We start from the raw sequence: 22,332 nt of genomic DNA, 5'->3' as shown, positions 1-22,332 counted from the left end.
GCGCCGCGCCGGAGCCGTTGACGCTCCGGCATGCGGGTGCGTGCGGGTGCGAGCGGTGCCGGTGGCGGCGTGCGGCGCGCGCGGTTCGTCGAACGATTGATGAAAGTTCATCTGGACGACGTTCAGGTGGCGTGTGGCGTTCGTTGAGATTCGATACAACGAAGCCATGCGTATCCTTCAATCCCATCGCGCCGGCATGCCCGAAACCGCCGGCGTGCGCAAAGCGGTCGTCGCCTCCATCGCAGGCGCCGCCGCATTGACCACTCTGATGGTGGGCGGCGTCATCGCCCCCGCTCCCCAGGCACAGGCCCTTTCCTCCGAAGGCCTGTACTACAGCAGCAAGCAGCCGTACGTCGCTCCCTCCGCCGACACCGTCGGCGCGTACAGCGCGGCCCCCGCCGGCTACGAGCCCATCTACACCGAAACGATGGCCCGCCACGGCTCGCGCGGCCTGTCCAGCTACAAGTACGACGCGCTGCTCAAGAAGATGGCCGAAGCGGCCGCCAAGGACGGCGGATTCAAGTCCGACGCCATCCGCGACGAGTTCGTGAAGAACCTCGACGCCATCACCGCCGCCAACGTGGAGAACGGCTACGGCATGCTCACCGGCCAGGGCGCCGACCAGCACCAGGGCATCGGCGCACGCGCCTACGAGCGCAACAAGACGCTGTTCGACGCCGCCGCCAAGAGCGGCGACGAGACCATCGCCTACCAGTCGTCCGGCGAGGCGCGCGCCACCGAATCCGGCGAGAACTTCGCCCGCGGATTCAACCAGGCCTCCGACAACGAGCTGGCCGACAGCGTCGTCACCCCGAAGGATCCGGCCGGCACCGGCGAGGCCGCCAAGTTCGACAAGACCCCGAACACGCTCTACTTCCACAAGTCCGAGAACCCGGACGGCACCACGAAGACCGGCGACGCCCTGAAGATCGCGCAGGACTACGAGAACTTCATCGACGGCGACGAGACCATCGCCGGCGCCGAGAAGACCATCAAGAAGGACAAGCAGCTCGTCACCGCCTCGCACGACCTGCTCGGACAGATCTTCACCGAGGACTTCCTTGCCAAGCTCGCCAACGGCGACTACACGTGGTACAACACCGCCGACGGCACCGAGAACGGCGCGGCCAACTGTGCGCCCGGCGCCGACCCGGCCAAGGACGCCGACGCGTGCGGCGAGGCCGATAAGAAGATCGGCTCCGAATACGACGCCGCGATGGACCTGTACAACCTGTACATCATCGCCGCGGACATGAAGAACGAGAACACCGGCGCCCACACCTTCGACTTCGACCAGTACTTCAAGGGCGACCAGGCCAAGGACGCCGAGCTGTTCGCCTGGGCGCTCGACGCCGAGGACTTCTACGAGAAGGGCCCGAGCCGCGCCGGCCAGGACGAGACGTACACGATCGCCCAGCCGCTGCTCGACGACTTCTTCAACACCATCGACGCGCGCGTCGCCGGCGGCAAGACCGTCGCCACGTTCCGCTTCGCCCACGCCGAGACCATCATGCCGTTCGCCGCGCTCCTCGGCCTGCCCGGCTCCACCCAGCAGGCGCCGAACAGCACCACCGACGTGTACACGTACGCGAACAACGGGTGGCGCGGCGAGTCCGTCACGCCGATGGCCGCCAACGTGCAGTGGGACGTGGTCGCCAAGCCCGGCAACGATCCGGCCACCGGCCGCGCCTACACGCCGCTCGTGCGCATGCTCTACAACGAGACCGAGATCGGGTTCCGCGCCGAATGCACGCCGATTGCCGAAGGCTCCCACTGGTACAAGCTCACCGAGCTCAAGACCTGCCTCAACGCCGACGAGAACGGCAAGCACAACACCCTCGGCGCCGCCGCCCGCCTGACCGACGATAACGGTGGCCAGCAACCCGGACAGAACAACGGCGGCCAGCAGAACGGTGGTCAGAACGATGGCCAGCATCAGCAGGCAGCCAAGCCGCAGACCCAGGGCAAGAAGCCCGCGAACCTGTCCGCGACCGGTGCCGCCACCGACTGGTTCGTCATGATGGCGACCATGCTCGCGCTCGCCGGTGTGTCCCTCACACTGTGGCGCGTGCGCCGCTGAAACGGATGATCTGACGTCGCGGCCGCTTCCCCGTTGCGTGGGGAAGCGGCCGTTTGACGTATGGTGGCCCGGTTTCGTTTTCGATGTTGCCGTGGAATACACGGCTGCGCCCGGTTCCGGTGGGAGCGCGCCGGTTGCCCGGGCGAAGACCGCTGAATCGCCCGATGGGAATGATTCTGTGAGCATCCGCACAGGCGTGGTGTGCGGTTCCGGGCCGTCCGGTAGGATATGCGTGATTTTGTGTTATAAGGAGATGAACGTGACCGACAAGCAATCCGTGGTGATCATCGGCGGCGGCCCCGCGGGCCTGACCGCCGCATGGGAGCTCATCAAGGACGGCGGCGCCGACAAGTATGACGTCACCGTGCTGGAGGAAACCCGCGAATTCGGCGGCATTTCGCGCACCGTGAAGCATAACGGCAACCGCATGGACATCGGCGGCCACCGTTTCTTCTCGAAGGACGACCGCATCATGGACTGGTGGAAGGAAGTCCTTCCGCTGCAGGGCGCCCCCTCATACGACGACAAGAAGCTCGGCCGCGAGCATGACATGGAGCCCGGCGGCCCCGATCCGGAAACCGAAGACAAGGTGATGCTCAAGCGCCACCGCGTCTCCCGCATCTACTGGAACCGCCACTTCTTCGACTACCCGATCTCCCTGAGCCCCAACACGCTCAAGGCCATGGGCTTCAAGCTCACCATGATCGCCGGATTCTCCTACCTCAAGTCCATGGTGCACAAGCTGCCCGAGACCAACCTGGAGAACTTCTACATCAACCGTTTCGGCCGCAAACTGTATTCGATGTTCTTCGAAGGCTACACGGAGAAGCTGTGGGGCCGCCACCCCTCCCAGATTTCCGCCGACTGGGGCGCGCAGCGCGTCAAGGGCCTGTCCATCCTCGGCGTGCTCAAGAACGCGTTCCAGAAGCTCCTGCCCAAGAAGCGCTCCAACGCCGAAGTCGAAACCTCCCTCATCGAGGAGTTCTGGTACCCCAAGTATGGCCCCGGCCAGCTGTGGGAGACCGTCGAACACAACTGCGAGGCGGCGGGCGTCAAGGTCATCACCGGCGCGAAGGTCGTCGAAGTGCGCCAGCAGGACGGCCGCATCGCCTCCGTCGTGACCGAGGACGCGGAAGGCAGCCGCACCGAGCGCACCGCCGACCAGTTCATCTCCTCCATGCCCGTCAAGGACCTGGTCAACGCCATCGACGCCGGCCGTGAATCCGCCGAAGGCAAGCACGCCCCCGCCGACATGGTCGAGGTCGCCAACGGCCTGCCTTACCGCGACTTCGTCACCGTCGGCCTGCTCGTCAAGCACCTGCGCCTCAAGAACACCACCGACATCCCCACCCTCGGCAACCCGTCCATCGTGCCCGACTGTTGGATTTACGTGCAGGACCCCGGCTACAAGGTCGGCCGTCTCCAGATCTTCAACAACTGGAGCCCCTACCTCGTCAAGGACGTCGACAACACCGTCTGGATCGGCCTCGAATATTTCTGCGCCGAAGGCGACTCCTTCTGGAACATGACCGACGAGGAAGCCACCAAGTTCGCCATCTCCGAACTCACCCGCATGCGCATCATCAACGGTCCCGCCGACGTCCTCGACTCCCACCGCGAACGCGTCAAGAAAGCCTACCCCGCCTACTTCGACACCTACGAGCATATGGACGAGCTCGTCGAATACCTCGACGGCTTCGGCAACCTCTACTGCGTCGGCCGCAACGGCCAGCACCGCTACAACAACATGGACCACTCCATGGCCACCGCCATCGAGGCCGTTGGCAACATCAAGTCCGGCAAGACGTCCAAGAAGAACGTGTGGTCGGTCAACACCGACAAGTCCTACCACGAACAGAAGTAATCCACGGAGCGTATACCGCCTTTCTTCGGCACGCGACGCACCTGTTGAGCTTCGCTCAACCGTCGCGGCATAGCCGCTCCCCTCACCTAAGGACAGCCCACCGGGCTGTCCTTTTGACGGTTCGGCGCCTTCCCTCGGTGCGCCTTGCCGTCGCACGCGTCATCTCATTTCTGAGCAAAAGTGGGATGACGGAGCGCAAGGCTCCTCCCGATTCTTCGGGAGGAGCCTTTGTCGTATGTGACGCAGTGGATTCCCGCGCGGTTTGCGTTGGTCGGCGAGGCGTTGTACAGTGAGTGCAGTTCGCGGGCATGGCATTGCGGCGAACGTTTCGTAGCGGCTGATGCCGCCAATCACATTTCAGGCATAAGCCGGTGCGTCATGGCGCAACGGTGAGTGCTGTGGAAAGGTAAGAACACCGTGGCCAATAGCCAGAATCTTGAGGATATGAAGCTGCCGGAGCTCAAGGAGCTCGCCAAGCAGATGGGACTGCGCGGCACGTCCACCATGCGTAAGCAGGACCTGATCGCCACGCTGCAGGCCGCACGTTCCGGCGGCGCCGCGCCCGAAGGCGTCACCGTGCGCGCCCCGAAGAAGACCGCGAAGAGCACCAAGACGGCCGCCGCCAAGACCGAAACCCCCGCCGAAAGCGCCGCCGCGACCGAGCCTGCCGCGACCGAGCCGGCCGCCGCCCCGGTGCACACCGAATCGGCCCAGCCGGTCGAACCGAAGACCGAGCCCGTCGCCGAAGGCCACATCGAAGACATCGAATTCCCGGCCGCGAAGACCCGTCGCAACGCACGTCGCGACGACGAGCCCCGTGTCGCCCGCCGCGACCGCAGGAACGCCGCCACCGACACCCCGCTCATCGACACCACGCATCTGCTTGACACGCTCGACCTCGGCAAGCCGACCAGCGAGCCGGAACGCGCGCGCGGCCGCCGTCACACCATCGACGAGAACGGTGACGAGATCATCGTCGCGAACGTGCGTCGTCGCCGTCGTCCGGCCGAAGAGCGCGAGACGCAGGAAGAGGTCGTGCGCGACCTCGACGACATCCTCGCCACGCTGCCCACGCAGGACACCCCCGCGCGCGCCGACGCCGACGACGACCGTCGCGATCGCAACGATCGCGGCGATCGCGGCCGCGGCGAGCGCACCGTGAACCATGAGGACCGTCGCGGGCGCCGCCTGCGCGGCCGCAACCGCGACTTCGACGAGCGCGACGACCGCCGTTCCGCCGATCGCGCGGAACGCGGCGACCGCGACATGCGCTTCGACGATCGCGCCGCCCGCGGTGAGCGCCGCGACGACCAGAACAACGATCTCGTGCCCGTCGCCGGCATCGTCGACGTGCTCGACTCCTACGCGTTCGTGCGCACCTCCGGCTACCTGCCCGGACCGAACGACGTGTACGTGTCGATGGGACAGGTCAAGAAGTACGGACTGCGCAAGGGCGACGCCGTGCACGGCGCCATCCGCGCGCCGCGCGACGGCGACCGCCGCAACCAGCGCCAGAAGTTCGTGCCGCTGCAGTCCATCGACTCCATCAACGGCATGAGCGTCGAGCAGGCGATGAACCGCCCGCAGTTCAACAAGCTCACGCCGCTGTACCCGCAGGAGCGACTCAAGCAGGAGACCACGCCGAACAAGCTCACCGGCCGCATCATGGACATCGTCTCGCCGATCGGCAAGGGCCAGCGCGGCCTCATCGTCTCCCCGCCGAAGGCCGGCAAGACGATCACGCTGCAGAACATCGCCAACTCCATCACCACGAACAACCCGGAAGTCCACCTGATGGTCGTGCTCGTGGACGAACGCCCGGAAGAGGTCACCGACATGGAGCGCACGGTGCAGGGCGAGGTCATCTCCTCGACCTTCGACCGCCCCGCCTCCGACCACACCACCGTCGCCGAACTCGCCATCGAACGCGCGAAGCGACTCGTGGAACTCGGCCAGGACGTGGTCGTGCTGCTCGACTCGATGACCCGACTCGCCCGCGCCTACAACATCGCGGCGCCCGCCTCCGGCCGCATCCTCTCCGGCGGCGTCGACGCGCAGGCCCTCTACCCGCCGAAGAAGTTCTTCGGCGCGGCCCGCAACATCGAGAACGGCGGATCGCTGACCATCATCTCCTCCGCGCTGGTGGAGACCGGCTCGAAGATGGACGAGGTGATCTTCGAGGAGTTCAAGGGCACCGGCAACATGGAGCTGCGCCTGTCGCGCGAACTCGCCGACAAGCGCCTGTTCCCGGCCATCGACATCAACGCCTCCGGCACCCGACGCGAAGAGCTCATCACCGCGCCGCAGGAACTGCCGATCGTCTACCGTCTGCGCCGACTGCTCGGCGGCATGGAACCCGAGCAGGCGTACCAGACGCTCGTGCCGCGCCTCAAGAAGACCGCCACGAACCGCGACTTCCTCGCCGCGATCGTGCAGCAGTCCGGCGGTGGCGCCGTCAACGGCAACTGAGCCGCAGGCCGGCTACATGGCCCGTGTTACGGGCGGTCGCGCCTGATTGCGAGACCATTACGAACCCCCGGAATTGATTTCCGGGGGTTTTCGCGCTTCATGCGGCGGTTACACGGCAACAACGCCGTCGAATCAACCATTGCATATCGTCTTCCTCAAGATTCGCACGCGACACAACGCGAGAATCCCACCACAGGGCGCATCGGGGGAGGAGCGGGAGCCTTCGTCACGGTTCCCGCGAACGCGCCGGGGCGGCGGAACGCCGCGACACCGGGAACGCGCCACACCCCGATCGGACCCGCACGGCATAGAGAGGAACGTGATGAGGTCATGAGGAAGACACGATCAACGGCAATGATCCTGACCGCGATGGTGGCCGCGGCGTCGATGGCGTTGGCGGGCTGCGGCTCGGCGTCGAACGGTGCGAGCGGTGATTCCGTCGCGGATTCCGGCGGCAAGCAGGACACGTTCGTGGCCGCGGGCTTGTTCCCGACCACCGGTTCGATGGCCTACATCGGACCGTCCAACGTGGCGGCGCTGAAACTCGCCGTCGAAGACATCAACGCGGCCGGAGGCGTGCTCGGCAAGGACGCGTCCAGCGTCACCGCGGACACCTCCGACGCGGATCACGCCGACCAGAACACGGCCGCCGCGCAATCCGTCCTGAGCAAGAATCCGTCCGTCGTGGTCGGCCCGCCGTCCAGCTCCGTCGTCAAGAACAGCTACAAGCAGGTCACCGCGGCCGGCGTGCCGATGATCTCCAACGGCGCCACATCCACCGCGTTCAGCGGTCTCGACGACAAGTTCTTCCGCACGATTCCGCCGGACACCGTGCAGGGCGCGGTGCTCGGCCAGGTCATCGCCCAGGCGGGCGTCAAGAACCTCGCCATCACGGTATTCAACGACGAGTACGGCACGTCGCTGCGTGACGTCGTCGTCAAGACCGTCGAGGACGCCGGCGTGAACGTCGTCTACGGCGAGAAGGACACCTTCGACCCGACCGAAACGAACTTCGCCTCGATCGCCACGGCCGTGAAGGCCACCAGCCCGGACGCCGTGCTCGTCATCGCGTTCGACCAGACCGTCTCGCTCGTCAAGGCGCTGAAGACCGCCGGCATCGACACGCACAAGCTGTACATGACCGACGGCAACACCGTCGACCATTCCGCCGATTTCGACGCGGGACTCCTCGAGGGCACGGTCGGCACCATCCCCGGCGCCCACCCGACCGACGACTACCAGAAGCAGATCAAGGCCGTCGACCCGAAGGTGAAGGACTTCACCTACGCGGCCGAAACGTATGACGCGGTGATGCTCGCCGCGCTCGCCGCACAGAAGGGCGGCAGCGCCGACGGCGAGACCGTGGCGAAGAACCTGCCGGCGGTCTCCGGCACGGACGGTGGCGAGAAGTGCGATTCGTACAAGGCGTGCCTCGCCCTGCTGAAGGACGGCAAGGACATCCAGTACCAGGGCAAGGCGAGCATCGGACCGTTCAACGACGCGCACGACCCGTCCACCGCCTCGATCGGCATCTACAAGTTCGATGCGGACAACAAGCCGGTGTTCGACCACGCGCAGGAAGGTTCCGTGCCCAAGGCGTGAGCGGATGCCGATCATGGCGGCAAGCCGTGAGCGACGAATGCGGGGTGGTTCTTGAAGATCCGGAACCACCCCTTTGTGTCGTCGTATGTCGGCACCCGTCGGCACTGTCCTGTCCTGCCCCGATCCCGTTTCGGCGTACGGTTCGTGACGGTAGGGGCGAATAATGCCGTCGTGAACATGCGATGATTTCAGGCCGGCAACGACTCCTGTCGCGATTCGTCCTCCGTGCAGCGTTACAGTGACTGTTGTGACGGTCCGGCCGTCATACGGTCACGCGGGAGAGGCGCGTAGGTGTTGTGACGGTTACGTTGTGGCAGCGAGACGTTACGTGTTTCACATGAAACAATGCGTGTCTACCGTGATTGTGGCACGGTAGGAGTAGGTACGTGCAGAGAGGGTGCATAGATGAGGTCTATCGTGTTGGCAATGGGCAACGGCAAGGCCCTGTTCGGCGGAAATGACGGGGGCGCCGTGGGCGCCGGGAGGGCGTATGGCGCCGGGCTCGTCACGTTCGTCGACCCCTCGACGGCCGCCATCAACGCGTTCGACCTGAGTGTGCTGCGCGGCGACGGCATCTTCGAGGCGACCACCGTGTGGAAGGGCTACCCGATCTCGTTGGAGAACCATCTGCGCCGCCTTGCGCATTCCGCCGCTCTGATGGATATGCCCAAGCCGAACATCGAAGCGTTCACGCGGGCCGTCGAGCAGGTCATCGACGCCTACGACGACCCGGAACCCGGCCCGCTGCTGCGCATCATCGTCTCGCGCGGCCTCGATCCGGAAACCGGCGTGGGCAAGGCCTCCGACCATACGCCCACCGTGTTCATCTTCCTCGACGCCAAAGGTTCGCTGCATGAGACCGATCCGATCACCATGGCCTCGATGACGCGCGGCTACCCGTCCGACATCACCGCTCGCGCGCCCTGGCTGCTCAACGGCGCGAAGACGCTGAGCTACGCGTTCAACTGCGCCGTGCATCGTGAGTGCGCGCGGCGCGGCGTCGGCGACGCGGTGCTCTACACCGAGGACGGCTACACGCTCGAATGCCCGAACTCCTCGATCGTGGCCCGGTACGGCGACACGTTCGTCACGCCCGACCCGTCGATCGGCATCCTCAACGGCACCTCGCAGCGCGAACTGTTCGCATGGGCACGGCAGGAAGGCAAGGCCATCGCCTACCGCAAGCTGCCGATCGCCGAACTGCGCGAAGCCGACCGCCTGTACATGACGCACGGCGGATGGGTCATCCCCGTGAGCCAGATCGACGGGCGTGCGCTCGACTATTCCGCCGACGAGATCGCCGCCATCAACGAGGCGATCCACATCGGCCGCACCCACGACGACGCCCTCGCCATCGGCCCCGAGCGTCGCTCCTGATCCGTTACGGTTCGCTCCCGATCCGTGAACAGCCGGGATTAAACCGTGACAAACCCGGACCGACGCCTGTCGCGGAGCGACCCGGTGGGGTAGGGTAGCTCCTATGAGTGAAACGACGCATACGGACGACGAACAGGGCGACTGGCTGAGCGCCACCGTCACCCGCAATCCCGGCGAACACGCCACCGTCATCGATTCCGCCAAGGCGGCGGAAAATCCCGAAACCGCGGAAACCGTGGCGAAGATCAAGGCGCTGCGCCAGTCCATCGACAACGTGGACACCGCCATCGTCTCCCTCCTCGCCGAACGGTTCAAATACACCACGCAAGTGGGCGTCCTCAAGGCGCGCGCCGGATTCGCCCCCGCGGACTACAAGCGCGAGGACTACCAGATCGAACGGCTCCACCGCATCGCCGTGGCTGCGGGCCTCGATCCGGACATCGCCGAAATGTACCGCGAATTCGTCGTCACCGAAGCGAAGAAACGTCACCAGCGCATCGCCGAACGCGGCGGAGACCCGGGCGTGCTGGACGTTTTCGCCTGAGATGACCGTTTTCCCGTGCGGCCCAGTCCGGCTACAGTACGGGAAATATGAGTGATATGGGGCATCGGCGGGGAGCGTTGGCGTGCGCGTGCGCGGTCGTCGTCGCATCGTCGCTCGCACTGTCTGGGGCGGTCGGCACGTCGATCATGGCGCAACGCGCCGCCATACCCGCGCTCGCCGGGCATGACGTCCTCACCGTGGCCGCGTCGGACGGCCGCCCGGGAAGACTGTATCTGGTGAGCCGCGGTTCCGGCGAATCCGACGGCTCCGGAGAGGCGCAATCATCCAAAGGTTCCTCGGCGGCAGCGGTGTCTGAATCGTCGTCCGCGACCGTCGCGACCGTGCAGGCCGGCGCGCGCAGTCTCCCAATCGCGGTGCGCGTCGCCTACTCGCTCGACGGGCCTGACGTGAGCCGCGACGCGATCGCCGGTGCGAGCGGCCTCGTCGGCGTGCATGTCACGCTCGACGCGGCGCGCGTGCGCACGACGCGCGCCGCGCAGTCGCAGCGCATGCTCGTCGCGTTCACCGTGCCGACGCACGTCGCCGGCGACGTGAGCGTCGGCGACGACGCCATCGTCACCACGCACGGCTCCGACACGGTCGTCGCGCGCGTGATGCGCGTAGGCGACCGGCTCGACTGCTACATGACCGCGAAACGGTTCACGATGGGCGACGTGATTGCCGTTTCCGTCGATGGCGCGTCCGCGCTCGCCGCCGACGCCGTCGCGATGGGCGACGGGACGCTCGGCGCGAGTGGCGGCGCGGGAGCTACGAATGGCGCCGCGGGTGATGCGAACGTGAACGGTGCCGTTGGGTCCGCAGGTGCGCATCAGCGGCTACTCGACGAGCTCACCACATTGCGCGACCTCGAACGGTCGCTCGCAGCTCGCGAAATCGCGGCGAAACAGAATGACTACGACAAAGCGTTCAACGCCTACATGACCGCATACGTCACGTCATACACGAACCATCTGTCCGGTTCGATTGGCACGTCGACGCAACTGACTGCGCTGATGGGCACGGCAGGCGAGCTCGGCGGCGACACGCCGCTCGCCGCCGCCGTGCTCGACGAGGCGAACGCCACCGATGCGCTCGCCTCCGCGCACCAGCATGCGGGCGCCGCCGACGCGCTCGAACAGGTGATCCGCATGGTGCGCGCGCAAGGCACCGACGGTCTCGTGGACACGTTGCGCCGCCTCGCCGGCGAGGAGACGACCGCGGGCGCGGAGGCGTACGCGGACGGGCAGACGCAGCTGTCGCAGGCGATGATCCCGTATTCGATGGCGTACACGGACGCGTACACGAAGCATCTGAGCGAACTGACCGGAGGATCGTCGGCGGGCGCGGTCGGGCACGTGGCCGAAGCGAACGCGGCGACCGCACGCGAGTTCGGCATCGGAGGCGGTGCCGGTGATGGTTCCGGTGATGGTGCGGACGCTGGTTCCGGCGCGCATGCGGGTGCCACGGCGAAGGTGGACGCCGCGATGGCCGCGCTTGCCGCAGCGCGCGAACGCACCGGCGCGGGCAGTGCGTACCGTCAGGTGCTGCTGCGCTTCGCAAGCGAGCTGGATGGCGCGGGTGCGGCCGGTGGCGTGTCCGGTGCCGGCACTGGGGACTCGGGCGTCGGGCGTGGTTCCGACACCGGTGACGCAGGGGGTGCCGGAGATGACGGTGGCGCTGCGTCCGGTGCGGGGAACGCTGCGGGTGCGTACGGGCGGTTCGTCGCGCGCGGCATGGCGACGGACGAATCGCTGTCCGCGCGTGCGGAGTCGACGCGGCTCAAGCACGTGGCCGCCGCCGAGCGCAAGATCTCGCAGGCGTCCAGTGGCGATGTGACCACCACCGTGATCGATGAGAACGTCGGAAAGACGGATGCCGGCGATGTGATGAAATTCGCGGGCGGCGTGCCCGGCGCGACGGGCGGGAAGTCGGGGGCGAAGTCTGGGGCGTCCGGCGCGCAAGGAAACGACGCCGGAACAACGACTGGCACGTCGGGTACATCGGGCGATGGCGCATCGGGTGGTGCATCCGGCGGTTCGTCGCGTGGCGCGGGTGATAGTGCATTGGATGGCGCGAGCGGCGGCACGTCAAGCGATGCGAGCGATGGTGCATCGGGTGGTACGAGTGGTGGTTCGTCGGATGGTGCGAGTGGCGGTGCATCGGCTGAATCCGGTGATGCCGATGGCGTGGATTCCGCGTTGATGAAGGTGTCGCCGTTCGTCGGTATGAACGGTGCGGCCGGTGGCACCGGCACCCGTCTGACCGTCGATACCACGCAGCTCATCGTCGACACCACCGCCTTCGGCGATGCCGGTGCGCTCATCAGCGCATTGTTGGCCGATGAAACGGCCAAATCCATCCTGTCTGCATCCTCCGCACAACAAGACGCCACCCGCTTCCTCATCATCAATCCGGGCATATAACCCCATGCACACCCACCCCCACCCCCCACGGCGCGTTGCCCATGGTGCGGTGAAATCCCCATGGTGCGGTGGGCGAAAACCGCATGATTCCGGGGTTATGGAGAAATTGTGTTACCGCACCATGGGAGGATGCGACATCCATGGAGGAGAGGCACTTTGCCAGGGGCACTTTGGGAGGAAGGGGGTGGAGTGCTTGTCCCCAACTTATCCATGGCCAGCGGCGGTTTGTACGGAGAACATCCCATTGCTCCGTACAAACCGCCCCTGAGACGGAGTTAGTGACCGATATTACGGAGGTAGGGGTGCTTTTCCGTAATATCCGCCGCTGAGTGGTCGGCAGCGGCGGAAAATACGGAGCAGTGGCTTTATTTCCGTACAAACCGCCGCTGATGGGTTTGCTTCTTTCTGGGTTTGGGCCGTAATGACGTTTGCGATCCCCTGATCTGAGAAAACCGCACCTGTGATCGTCGAATCTGAATTACTCCAGTCCAACAACCGCAGGTGCGGCTCAACAATCGGAACCCCGCATTTGCGATGCCGTGTGGCGCGGTGGAATTCCCATGGTGCGGTGAAATCCCCATGGTGCGGTGGGCGAAAACCGCATGATTCCGGGGTTATGGAGAAATTGTGTTACCGCACCATGGGAGGATGGGGGTTGCTACTTGCGCGGCTTCTTGGCGGGCGGCTCGCCGAGCTCGGACTGCTCGACGATGACCTCGGCGGCGGCCTCTGTCTCGGCCTTGGCGTCCTTCGCGGCCTCGCGGGCGGCATCCACCGTCTCCTTCGCGGCCTTGATGGCGGCGGCAGCGGCGGCGAACTGGATCTTGCCCACCACGCGGCCGGCCTCGGCGATGTCGTCCAGCGCCCCGGCCAGCGACTCACGCACGTCGTCGGCCACGCCCAGCGTGACGGACAGGATCGGCGTCTTCATCGAGACCTTCGCCTTGGACTTGATGCCGCGCAGCGCAGCCAGCGCCTCGCCCGCATGGTTGAGGAGCTCCGGCGCCACCTTGAACGCGGCGGCCTCGTACACGTCCGGCGTCGGCCAGGCGGCACGATGCACGGAACCGGAACCGGCGTGCATCCAACTCCACACCTCTTCGGTCGCGTACGGCAGGAACGGCGCGAGCAGGCGGGTGAACGCGTCAAGGCCCAGGCCCAGCGCGGTACGCGCGGACTTCACCGCGGCCTCGGAAGGCACGTGGCCGGTCGCGTCGGCGGTGCCGTAGGCGCGGTTCTTCACCAGCTCGATGTAGTCGTCGCAGAACTGCCAGAAGTAGTTCTCGATCGCCTCAAGCGCCTTCGAGTGCTCGTAATGGTCGAGCGCGGCGGTCGCCTCGCGCACCACGAGCGCCATGCGGGCCATGGCGGCGCGGTCGAGCGGCTCGGTCACGTCGGCCGGATCCCACGTCACGTCCGCCGGGGCGGAGACGTGGTGGTTCTCGTCCTCGCGGCCGATGGCCAGCGCGAACTTCGTCGCGTTGAGCAGCTTGATCGCGAGGCGACGGCCGATCTTCATCTGGCCCTCGTCATAGGTGGCGTCGAGGCCGAGGCGGGCGGCGGCGGCCCAGTAGCGCACCGCGTCCGCGCCGAACTGCTCGATCGGCTTGTTCGGCACGACGACGTTGCCCTTGGACTTCGACATCTTCTTGTGGTCCGGGTCGAGGATCCAGCCGGAGAGCGTGGTGTGCTTCCACGGCAGGCACTTGTTCTCGAGATGCGCGCGGTCCACGGAGCTGAACAGCCAGGTGCGGATGATGTCCTGGCCCTGAGGGCGCAGATCCATCGGGAATGTGGCCTTGAACAGCGCCTGGTTCTCCTCGCCGGGCTCCTCCCAGCGGGTCACGATCTGCGGGGTGAGCGAGGAGGTCGCCCACGTGTCCATGATGTCCTTTTCGGCGGTGAAACCTCCCGGAACATCGCGCTGCGACTCGTCGAAGCCTTCCGGCACGTCGGTGGTCGGGTCGATCGGCAGACGATCCTCGCTCGGCGTGATCGGGTGATCGTAGTCGGCGGAACCGTCCTCCTTCACCGGGTACCACAGCGGGAACGGCACGCCGAAGAAGCGCTGGCGGGAGATCAGCCAGTCGCCGTTCAGACCGTGCACCCAGTTCTCGTAGCGCACGCGCATGAAGTCCGGGTGGAATTCGAGCTCGCGGCCGCGCTCGATGAGCTGGGCGTTGAGCGCGTCGTCCGTGCCGCCGTTCTTCAGGTACCACTGGCGGGAGGTGACGATCTCGAGCGGCTTGTCGCCCTTCTCGTAGAAGTTCGTCATACGCTTCGTCGGCGTCGGCTCGCCGTCCAGGTCGCCGGATTCGCGCAGCTTGTCGACGATGATCTTGCGGGCGGAGAACGTGGTCTTGCCTTCGATTTCGCCGAAGACCTCGCGGCCGCCCTCGTCGGTGATCCAGTCCGGCACGTCCATGACGATGCGGCCGTTGCGCTGGATGATCGGACGGGTCGGTAGCTTCAGGTCACGCCACCATTCGACGTCGGTCACGTCGCCGAACGTGCAGCACATGGCGATGCCGGCGCCCTTGTCCATTTCGGCGGCCGGGTGCGCGAGGATCGGCACCTCCACCTTGAACAGCGGGGAGTACACCTTCTGGCCGAAGTACTGCTTGTAGCGCTCGTCGTCCGGGTGCGCGATGAGCGCGCCGCAGGCGGCCAGCAGCTCGGGGCGGGTGGTCTCGATGTAGATCGGGGTGCCGTCCGCGAAACGGAACGCGATCTTGTGGTAGAAGCCCGGGTACTCGCGCGATTCGAGCTCGGCCTGGGCCACGGCGGTCTGGAAGGTCACGTCCCACAGGCCCGGCGCGTCCTGCTGGTAGGCCTCGCCGCGCGCGAGGTTGCGCAGGAACGCCTTCTGGGCCACGCGGCGCGGATGCTCGCCGATGGTGTGGTAGGTCTGCGACCAGTCGATCGACAGGCCCAGCTTGCGCCACAGCGCCTCGAACAGCTTCTCGTCCTCGGCGGTGAGCTTCTCGCACAGTTCGATGAAGTTCTGGCGGGAGCACGGCACCTGGTCCTTGGCGTCGATCTTCTTGCCGTCGGTGCCCTCGAACGGCGGCTTGAAGTCAGGATCGTACTTGAGGGAGGTGTCGACGCGCACGCCGTAGTAGTTCTGCACGCGGCGCTCGGTCGGCAGGCCGTTGTCGTCCCAGCCCATCGGGTAGAACACGTCGAAGCCCTGCATGCGCTTGAAGCGCGCGATCACGTCGGTGTGCGTGTAGGAGAACACGTGGCCGACGTGCAGGTGCCCGGAGACGGTGGGCGGCGGGGTGTCGATGGAATACACGGCCTTGCGGTCGCGGGTGTCGTTGAACTTGTAGGTGCCCTGCTCGTCCCAGACGGCACGCCACTTGTCTTCGAGGCCGTCCACGCCCACGCGGTCGGGCAGCGGGGTGAGGTTGGCCGTGATGGATTTGGCTTCAGTCATACAGGCGAGTCTATGCGGCTTAGGTGACAACCTTCCCGCGCTCTTCCGCGCGTCATCCCGCGCGCTATCCGCAGGATGACGCGCGGGATGACGCACATGTCCTACCGCTTCGCGATGCCGGTCAGAACGAGACGCGTATCGGTCATCTGCGTCGGGTACCCGCTGAGCGATGTCGAGGCTGCGATTGCGTTGCGTTTCGCGTACAGCCAGTCGCTGGCCGCGTCCTCGCTGACGGTGCGCGCGTATGTCTTCAATCCGTTCGCGTAGTCAGTCGCGTTCGTCGCCGTGACTGCCGCATCATACTGCGACTGCGCGTCCGCGTTCGTGTAGTGCGGCGTCGAGTCGGGCGTCGAGAAGACTGCCGCGCCCGCCTCGCCGTCCAGTTCGGTGAGCATGAGCTGGAAGTCGCGTGACTGCGCGCGTTGCGCGAGCTGCGCGTCGTCCAACGTCTCGACGGAGACGTTCACGTTCTGCGCGTTGTACTGGTCGGCGATGGCCTGCGCGAGCGACTGGTAGCGGGTCGGTGCGACGAGTTTCACCTCGCCGACGTATCCGGCGAGGAAGTAGCCCATCATCGACTGTCCTTTCGCACTGTCGTACGGCAATACGGACGTGAGATCCTCGTAGCCGGGTTCCAGCGGTCCGATCGGCCCGCCGAGCACCTGTGCGACGTCCGCGCGCCCGTTCGTCAGCGCGGTCTTGTCGAGCATGAGGCGCATCGCCTGACGCGCTTGGATGTCGGAGAGGATGGAGTCGGCGTCGTTGTTGTACAGCAGCGACACCTTGCGCGTGCTGGAACCGGTCGCGATCGTGAACGAGGAATCGTCTTTGAGCCGATCGGCGGAGGCGGCCTGATCGGGCAGTATCATGTCGAATCCGCCGAAATCCGCCTGTTTCATCAACGTGTCGTCGTCGGCGAAGTATTTGAGCGTGACGGTGCCCACCTTCGCGTCGCTGCCGTCGCGCGCCTTGAGCGTGAGCACGCCGTCCTTGAACGAGCCGACGGTGAACGGGCCGGAACCGGCGCTCTGCGTCGCGTAGTCGATGTTCGCCTCCGCGTCGTAGACGATGCCGAGACGTCCGGTGAGCGCGCGCGTGAGCGTCGCGTCGGGCTGGCTGAGCGTGATGACCACCGTCGTCGGGTTCGGGTTCGTGACGGAGACGAGACGCTTGAACGTGGTGTCTGCGCCGGGCCATTTGCCTTCCACCGCCTGCTGGATCGACCAGACCGCGTCGGTGGAGTCGAGCGTGTCGCCGTTCGCGAACGTGAGTCCGGAACGAAGCGTGAGCGTGAGCGTTCTGCCGTCCGCGGAGGTCTCCCATTTCGAGGCGATGCCGCCGGTGATCTCGTTCTTCTCGTTCACGTCGAGCAGCGTCTCGTACACGTTGCCGATGAGCACGCGGCTCAGACGGTCCGATTCGGTGCCGGAGGCGGTGCGGATGTCGAGCGAGGAGGGCACTCCGGTCAGTCCGATGGTCACGGAGGTGCCGGGCTCCGGGCCGCCGCCGGTCAGTCCGGGAATGTCGTCGCGATGGCGCCATAGCGTCCATCCGCCCCACACCAGCGCCGCGAGCAGCGCCGCGACGCCGAGGAAGATGACCCAGCGGATCGGTTCGCCCACGCCGCCGTTGCCGCCGTTGCCGCGCCTGCCCCCATGATTGCCGTGATTCGCCATGAGGCCTTAGTCTACATGGTCGCGTTCACATGATTCTCGGCGGCCGTGCGGCGGTCATGCGGTTCCGTGCGATATGCGTGGCGATATGCGGCGATATGCAGCGATATGCGTGTGATACGCGGCTATACGAGGCGCGACGGGCAGCTGCCGGCGAGCGGGCATGCGGCGCAATCCGGTTTGCGCGCATGGCACACCGCGCGTCCGAACAGGATGAGCCGATGGCTCAGATCCGTCCACTCCTCGGGCGGGAAACAGGCGGTGATCTCGCGTTCGACGGCCACCGGGTCGGGGTGCGCGTCGCGCCAGTCCGTGCGCCAGCGCAGACGCCCGGTCACGCGCATCACGTGCGTGTCCACGGGGAATCCGGGCACGCCGAACGCGTTGCCGAGCACGACGTTCGCGGTTTTTCGGCCAACGCCCGGCAGGCTCGTGAGTTCCGGCATCGTGCGCGGCACGCGCCCGCCGAAACGTTCGTCGAGCGCGGCGGCGAGTCCGAGCAGATGCTTCGTCTTGGAACGGTAGAAGCCGAGCGGATGGATGATGTCCTCCACGTCCTCGGGGTTCGCGGCGGCCAGCGCGGCGGCGTCCGGGTATCGGGAGAACAGTTCGGGCGTGACGGTGTTGACGCGCTTGTCGGTGGTCTGCGCGCTCAGCACGGTGGCGATGAGCAGTTGCAGCGGCGTCGAGAAGTCGAGCGCGCACTTCGGTGCGGGGAACAGTCCGCACAACACCGCGTACTCGTCATGCATGCGGGCGAGACGCGCGCGTTTCGATTCGCGCGGCATCAGTCGTCGGCGGGGGAGCGGCGCGCGGCGTCCTTCGCGGCGGACTCCTCCGTCTCGTCGTCCGGCGGGTCGAAGCGGTAGCCGACGTTGCGCACGGTGCCGATGAGATGCTCGTACTCGCCGCCGAGCTTCGCGCGCAGACGACGGATGTGCACGTCGACCGTGCGGGTGCCGCCGTAGTAGTCGTAGCCCCACACCTCCTGCAGCAGCTGCGCGCGCGTGAAGACGCGGCCCGGATGCTGCACGAGATACTTGAGCAGTTCGAACTCCTTGTACGCCAGATCGATGGGGCGCCCGTGCAGGGAGGCGGTGTATCCGTTGGTGTCCACGATGAGATCGCCGGAACGGATCTGACCGTCCTCCGCGGTCACGCCCTTGTCGCCCGCAACTGCGGCGACGGCGTTGGCGGGCGTGTTGCCGCGTTCCGAAACGAGCCGCAGACGGCCCTCCACCTCCGCGGGCGACGCGGTCGAGACGACCACGTCGGCGATGCCCCACTGCGAATTGACGACGGTGAAACCGCCTTCGGTGAGCACCAGCACGATCGGCGTGGACAGGCCGGAGGCGTGGATGAGATTGCACAGGGTCTTCGCAGTGGCCAGATCGTCGCGCGCGTCGAGGAACAGGATGGTGTTCTCCGGCATCTTCACCAGACTCGCCGCGTCCATCGGCAGGACGCGCACGCGGTGGGAGAGCAGGGCGAGCGAGGGCAGCACCGAGGCAGGGTTGGCGGCGAACGTCATCAACGTCAGATCAGTCACGTCTTGCCCCTCTCATTGGCCGGACGCCGGCAACGCCGGTGTCTTGACGTTTCCGTTGATTGCCGCCGCCGCACGGTCCGGCCGGTATGATGCAGGCCGGGAACCGCCGCCGGGAACGATCCGCCGGGAACGATTTCGGGAACGTCCGCACCGGATCGCGCCGGGCCGGCGTCCATCATGGGAATCTCACGATTTCTGCGCCAATTGTACGCGCACATGCCGGACACACGCTGTTAACGTCTGTGTCAACAGACGGCAACGCCGCCGCTTCGATCCGACCGGCATCCCGGAATCGGCGGAATACGCGCGTTCCATGCAACGGACGCCGTCGCGCGATGCTATCCAGCATGTGGGCGTACATATGGCGTGCGTGGTGTACGCGGCTCATGCGGCGTGCATCCAATGCGGCGGGTAGGATTGATGGGCGAATGAAGGCCAAGATGGATCCGGGAGTGGTCAAGTGGGTATGAACGCCGAAACCATAAGCCAATGGAACGCCAAGCGGGGCATGATGCTCGCATGCCAGGCGCTTGCATACGCGCTGTTCATCGTGACCGGCGTGATCTGGGCGGTCGCCGGTGCAGGCGCTGGCATCTTCGCCGATATCATCACGATCGTGCTCATGGTCGCCGTACTCGCGGTGTTCCACTGGTACTGGCCGTTCCGCGCGACCGTCATCGACCGTGCGATCGGATGCGTGGCGGGCCTGCTGTCCATCGTGGTCGTCACGTCGCCCGCCGCCGGCAACCTGCTCGTGCCGATGAGCGAAGCCATCGAACGCAGCCCGCTCCAATACGAAATGCACGCGGAGACGCAGTGGGCCGCCGCCGTGGCCGGACTGCTCGTCCTGCTCACCATCGTCTCGTTCGCGCGCCAGATGCTGCGCGAGGAACGCTCGCACCTCATCCGCGCGCTGTCGCACTGCGTGACCGGCGGCGCCGCATCCATCGCGCTCGCCGGCTGGTACTTCATCCCCTACGTCGTCTCCGGAGCGTTCACGCTGCAGCCCGCGTTGTTCGCCGGCATCATCGTCGTGATGGTGCTGTTCGTGCTCGTGCTCGCGTTCGGCTCGGTGTGGTGGCTCAAGGAACTCGACCCGGATCCGGCCGTACGGGCGCCATGGGTGGGCGTCGCGATGCTGCCCGTCATGCTCTATGGTCTCGTCGTCTTCGCCGCGGCGCTGGTGGTGCAGCTCGCCGCGTGAGATGTCGGAACAATGACCAATGACGGACGGGCCGTGCGACTCACGTGAGTCGCACGGCCCGTCTCGTATGTGGTGGGCGCGTGGTGCGCTGTAAGGTGCGGTGCCCGGACGCTCAGAACGCGGTGAACCCGAGATGCTCGAGCAGCACCTTGACGCCGATGACGATCAACACCACGCCGCCCGCGATCTGCGCCGGCGTCTGCCAGCGAGAACCGAACGCACGGCCGATATAGATGCCGGCGATCGAGAACAATGCGGTGACCACGCCCATCGACGCGACCGCGAACGCGACATTGAGCTTCATCAAGCCCAAGCTCACACCCACGGCGAACGCGTCGATGCTGCACGCGACCGCAAGCGGCAGCATATGCTTCCAATCGAACTCGGGCGTCTCCTTCGCGTTCTCCTCCGGCTCCTCGAACGCCTCACGGATCATATTGCCGCCGATGAACGCCAGCAGACCGAAAATGATCCAATGGTCGACGGCGGTCACATACGAGGCGAGCGCATTCGCGGCGAAGAAGCCGAGCAACGGGAACAACGCCTGAAAACCGCCGAACCACAGGCCGCACTTGAGCGCGTCGACGAAGCGGACCCTATGCACGGTCAGCCCCTTGCCGATGGATACGGCGAACGCGTCCATCGCGACGGAAACGGAAATCAGCAGTACCTGGATAATCATCGAAATCATGGTGTGCGTGAAATGGTTCATCCCGCCGCCGCACACATGCCACGATGGCAGTGCCGGCACGATTCCACGGGATGGGCCTCGACCAGCGTTTCCACACGCCGCCTACGCCTAGGTGAAACAACGAAATATCAGTATAGTCGCAGAGACGAAGAAAGGCTCCCCGAAGGGAGCCTTTCTTCTGTGGAGATCGGTTCGCGGCTATGCGCCTCGTTGATCTCCTGTTCGGCGACGGTCCTGCAATTATGGACGGCCTACGGCCGGCTCATTGCTGGCTCGGATGCTGTCGCATCCTCGCACGTCGCCGCCGCGAAGCCCACCGGGCTTCGCTGAAGGAGATCACTTCGACGTCACGCGTTTCACGCGTGCTTCGCGGCACAGCCGCTCACTTCGGCTAGTGAAAGCCCACTGGGCTTTCACTTTGACGCCTCAGCCAGACGCTCACGTGCCTCCTTGATTTCCTTTTCGGCAACGTCCGCACCGGTCCAGTAGTCGCCGGGGAGGACTTCCTTGTTGGGCTCGAGGGCCTTGTACTGCTCGAAGAAGTGCTTGATCTCCTTCAGGTGGAACTCGTTGACGTCCTTGACATCCTGGATGTCGTCGTAACGGACGTCGGCCGGCACGCACAGCACCTTGTCGTCGCCGCCCTCTTCGTCCTCCATGTGGTACAGGGCCACGGCGCGGCACTCGACCACGCAGCCCGGGAACACGGAGTTGCGGACCATGACGAGCGCGTCCAGCGGATCGCCGTCCTCGCCCAGCGTGCCCTCGATGTAGCCGTAGTCATCCGGGTAGCCCATGGCGGTGAACAGCTCACGGTCCAGGAAGACGCGGCCCGTCTCCTGGTCGACTTCGTACTTGTTCTTGGAACCGCGCGGGATCTCCACGACGACGTTGAAGGTTTCAGCCATTTCGCTTCTCCTTAAATCGACTATTGAATGCCGCATCCCACAATACCCCGTGTTGCCCTCAATTCACGAAGACGGTGTGCGTGTCCTCAATATTGGTATGGCTCAATAATCCACGGTTTTCGTATACGCTCATTCCGCGCATCAGGCACGACCAATCACCGCTGCAGGACAATGCGGCATGGCATGCGGCATGACAGTTTTGCGGCAGGGTTTGGCTGGATTGTGCGTCGTGGCTCCACGCGGGCAGCGAATACCGGTCGGGCTCGCCGTGTGGAGCACAGACGCTCCACACAAGGGTCGAGTTTTGGCGTGTGGAGCAGTGATGCTCCATACAAGGCTTGAAGGGGATTCGCTGAGGATTGTATGGAGCAATATCGCTCCACACAATGCGCGGTGGGAGGGAAAAATCAAAGTGTGGAGAGCGGGTTCTCCACACAAGACGCATCTGGGGATACTGGCACGAGTGTGGGGCAATATTGCTCCACACAAGCCGCGAATGCTGGCTTGTG

General features: G+C 65.6%; 14 protein-coding genes. 8 read left to right on the top strand and 6 right to left on the bottom strand.

The features are described from left to right. Positions 1-196: 196 nt before the first annotated feature. The 7 genes from BFAL_RS05820 to BFAL_RS05790 all read left to right on the top strand — a co-directional run bounded on the left by BFAL_RS05820 (position 197) and on the right by BFAL_RS05790 (position 12,359). Complete coding sequence (locus BFAL_RS05820) at positions 197-2,080, top strand: histidine-type phosphatase (protein ID WP_152973562.1); 1,884 nt, start codon at positions 197-199, stop codon at positions 2,078-2,080. Between the two features lie 259 nt (positions 2,081-2,339). Continuing rightward, positions 2,340-3,944, top strand: a complete 1,605-nt coding sequence (locus BFAL_RS05815; protein WP_055427518.1) for an NAD(P)/FAD-dependent oxidoreductase — start codon at positions 2,340-2,342, stop codon at positions 3,942-3,944. A gap of 417 nt (positions 3,945-4,361) precedes the next feature. Then, on the top strand, positions 4,362-6,413 hold the full coding sequence (gene rho / locus BFAL_RS05810) for a transcription termination factor Rho (protein WP_055427517.1): 2,052 nt from the start codon (positions 4,362-4,364) through the stop codon (positions 6,411-6,413). 330 nt (positions 6,414-6,743) lie between these two features. After that, positions 6,744-8,015 carry an ABC transporter substrate-binding protein gene (locus BFAL_RS05805; RefSeq protein WP_055427482.1) on the top strand — a complete coding sequence of 424 codons (1,272 nt, stop codon included), beginning with the start codon at positions 6,744-6,746 and terminating at the stop codon, positions 8,013-8,015. A gap of 405 nt (positions 8,016-8,420) precedes the next feature. Beyond that, the gene (locus BFAL_RS05800; RefSeq protein ID WP_055427481.1) at positions 8,421-9,392 is read left to right on the top strand and encodes an aminodeoxychorismate lyase; all 972 of its coding nucleotides are present in this window, start codon (positions 8,421-8,423) and stop codon (positions 9,390-9,392) included. Positions 9,393-9,495: 103 nt separating this feature from the next. After that, on the top strand, positions 9,496-9,936 hold the full coding sequence (locus tag BFAL_RS05795) for a chorismate mutase (protein WP_082440409.1): 441 nt from the start codon (positions 9,496-9,498) through the stop codon (positions 9,934-9,936). 47 nt (positions 9,937-9,983) lie between these two features. Next, a complete protein-coding gene (locus tag BFAL_RS05790) occupies positions 9,984-12,359 on the top strand; it encodes a hypothetical protein (RefSeq protein ID WP_152973557.1) in 2,376 nt (791 codons plus the stop codon). Positions 12,360-13,017: 658 nt separating this feature from the next. On the opposite strand, the gene valS is transcribed toward BFAL_RS05790, so the two are convergent. The 4 genes from valS to BFAL_RS05770 all read right to left on the bottom strand — a co-directional run bounded on the left by valS (position 13,018) and on the right by BFAL_RS05770 (position 19,002). Next, positions 13,018-15,798, bottom strand: a complete 2,781-nt coding sequence (valS, locus tag BFAL_RS05785; RefSeq protein ID WP_055427479.1) for a valine--tRNA ligase — start codon at positions 15,796-15,798, stop codon at positions 13,018-13,020. Positions 15,799-15,899: 101 nt separating this feature from the next. Continuing rightward, positions 15,900-17,474, bottom strand: a complete 1,575-nt coding sequence (locus BFAL_RS05780; RefSeq protein WP_055427478.1) for an ABC transporter substrate-binding protein — start codon at positions 17,472-17,474, stop codon at positions 15,900-15,902. Positions 17,475-17,596: 122 nt separating this feature from the next. Further along, complete coding sequence (gene nth, locus BFAL_RS05775) at positions 17,597-18,259, bottom strand: endonuclease III (protein ID WP_055427477.1); 663 nt, start codon at positions 18,257-18,259, stop codon at positions 17,597-17,599. Beyond that, positions 18,259-19,002, bottom strand: a complete 744-nt coding sequence (locus BFAL_RS05770) for a winged helix-turn-helix transcriptional regulator (protein ID WP_055427476.1) — start codon at positions 19,000-19,002, stop codon at positions 18,259-18,261. The genes nth and BFAL_RS05770 overlap by 1 nt, the downstream gene beginning before the upstream one ends. Before the next feature lie 484 nt (positions 19,003-19,486). Here BFAL_RS05770 and BFAL_RS05765 point away from each other — a divergent pair, with 484 nt between their 5' ends. Continuing rightward, positions 19,487-20,224, top strand: a complete 738-nt coding sequence (locus tag BFAL_RS05765; RefSeq protein ID WP_055427475.1) for a hypothetical protein — start codon at positions 19,487-19,489, stop codon at positions 20,222-20,224. Positions 20,225-20,336: 112 nt separating this feature from the next. Here the strand turns inward: BFAL_RS05765 and BFAL_RS05760 are convergent, their stop codons facing one another. Further along, entirely contained in the window at positions 20,337-20,915 is a 579-nt protein-coding gene (locus BFAL_RS05760; protein ID WP_152973555.1) for a manganese efflux pump MntP, read from the bottom strand. 413 nt (positions 20,916-21,328) lie between these two features. Beyond that, entirely contained in the window at positions 21,329-21,823 is a 495-nt protein-coding gene (locus BFAL_RS05755; protein WP_055427474.1) for an inorganic diphosphatase, read from the bottom strand. Between the last annotated feature and the right edge of the window lie 509 nt (positions 21,824-22,332).

Source organism: Bifidobacterium aesculapii (genome assembly GCF_001417815.1).
GTDB lineage: Bacteria > Actinomycetota > Actinomycetes > Actinomycetales > Bifidobacteriaceae > Bifidobacterium > Bifidobacterium aesculapii.
The sequence above is the reverse complement of the archived record's forward strand: the minus strand, read 5'-3'. Positions and strand labels throughout refer to the sequence as shown.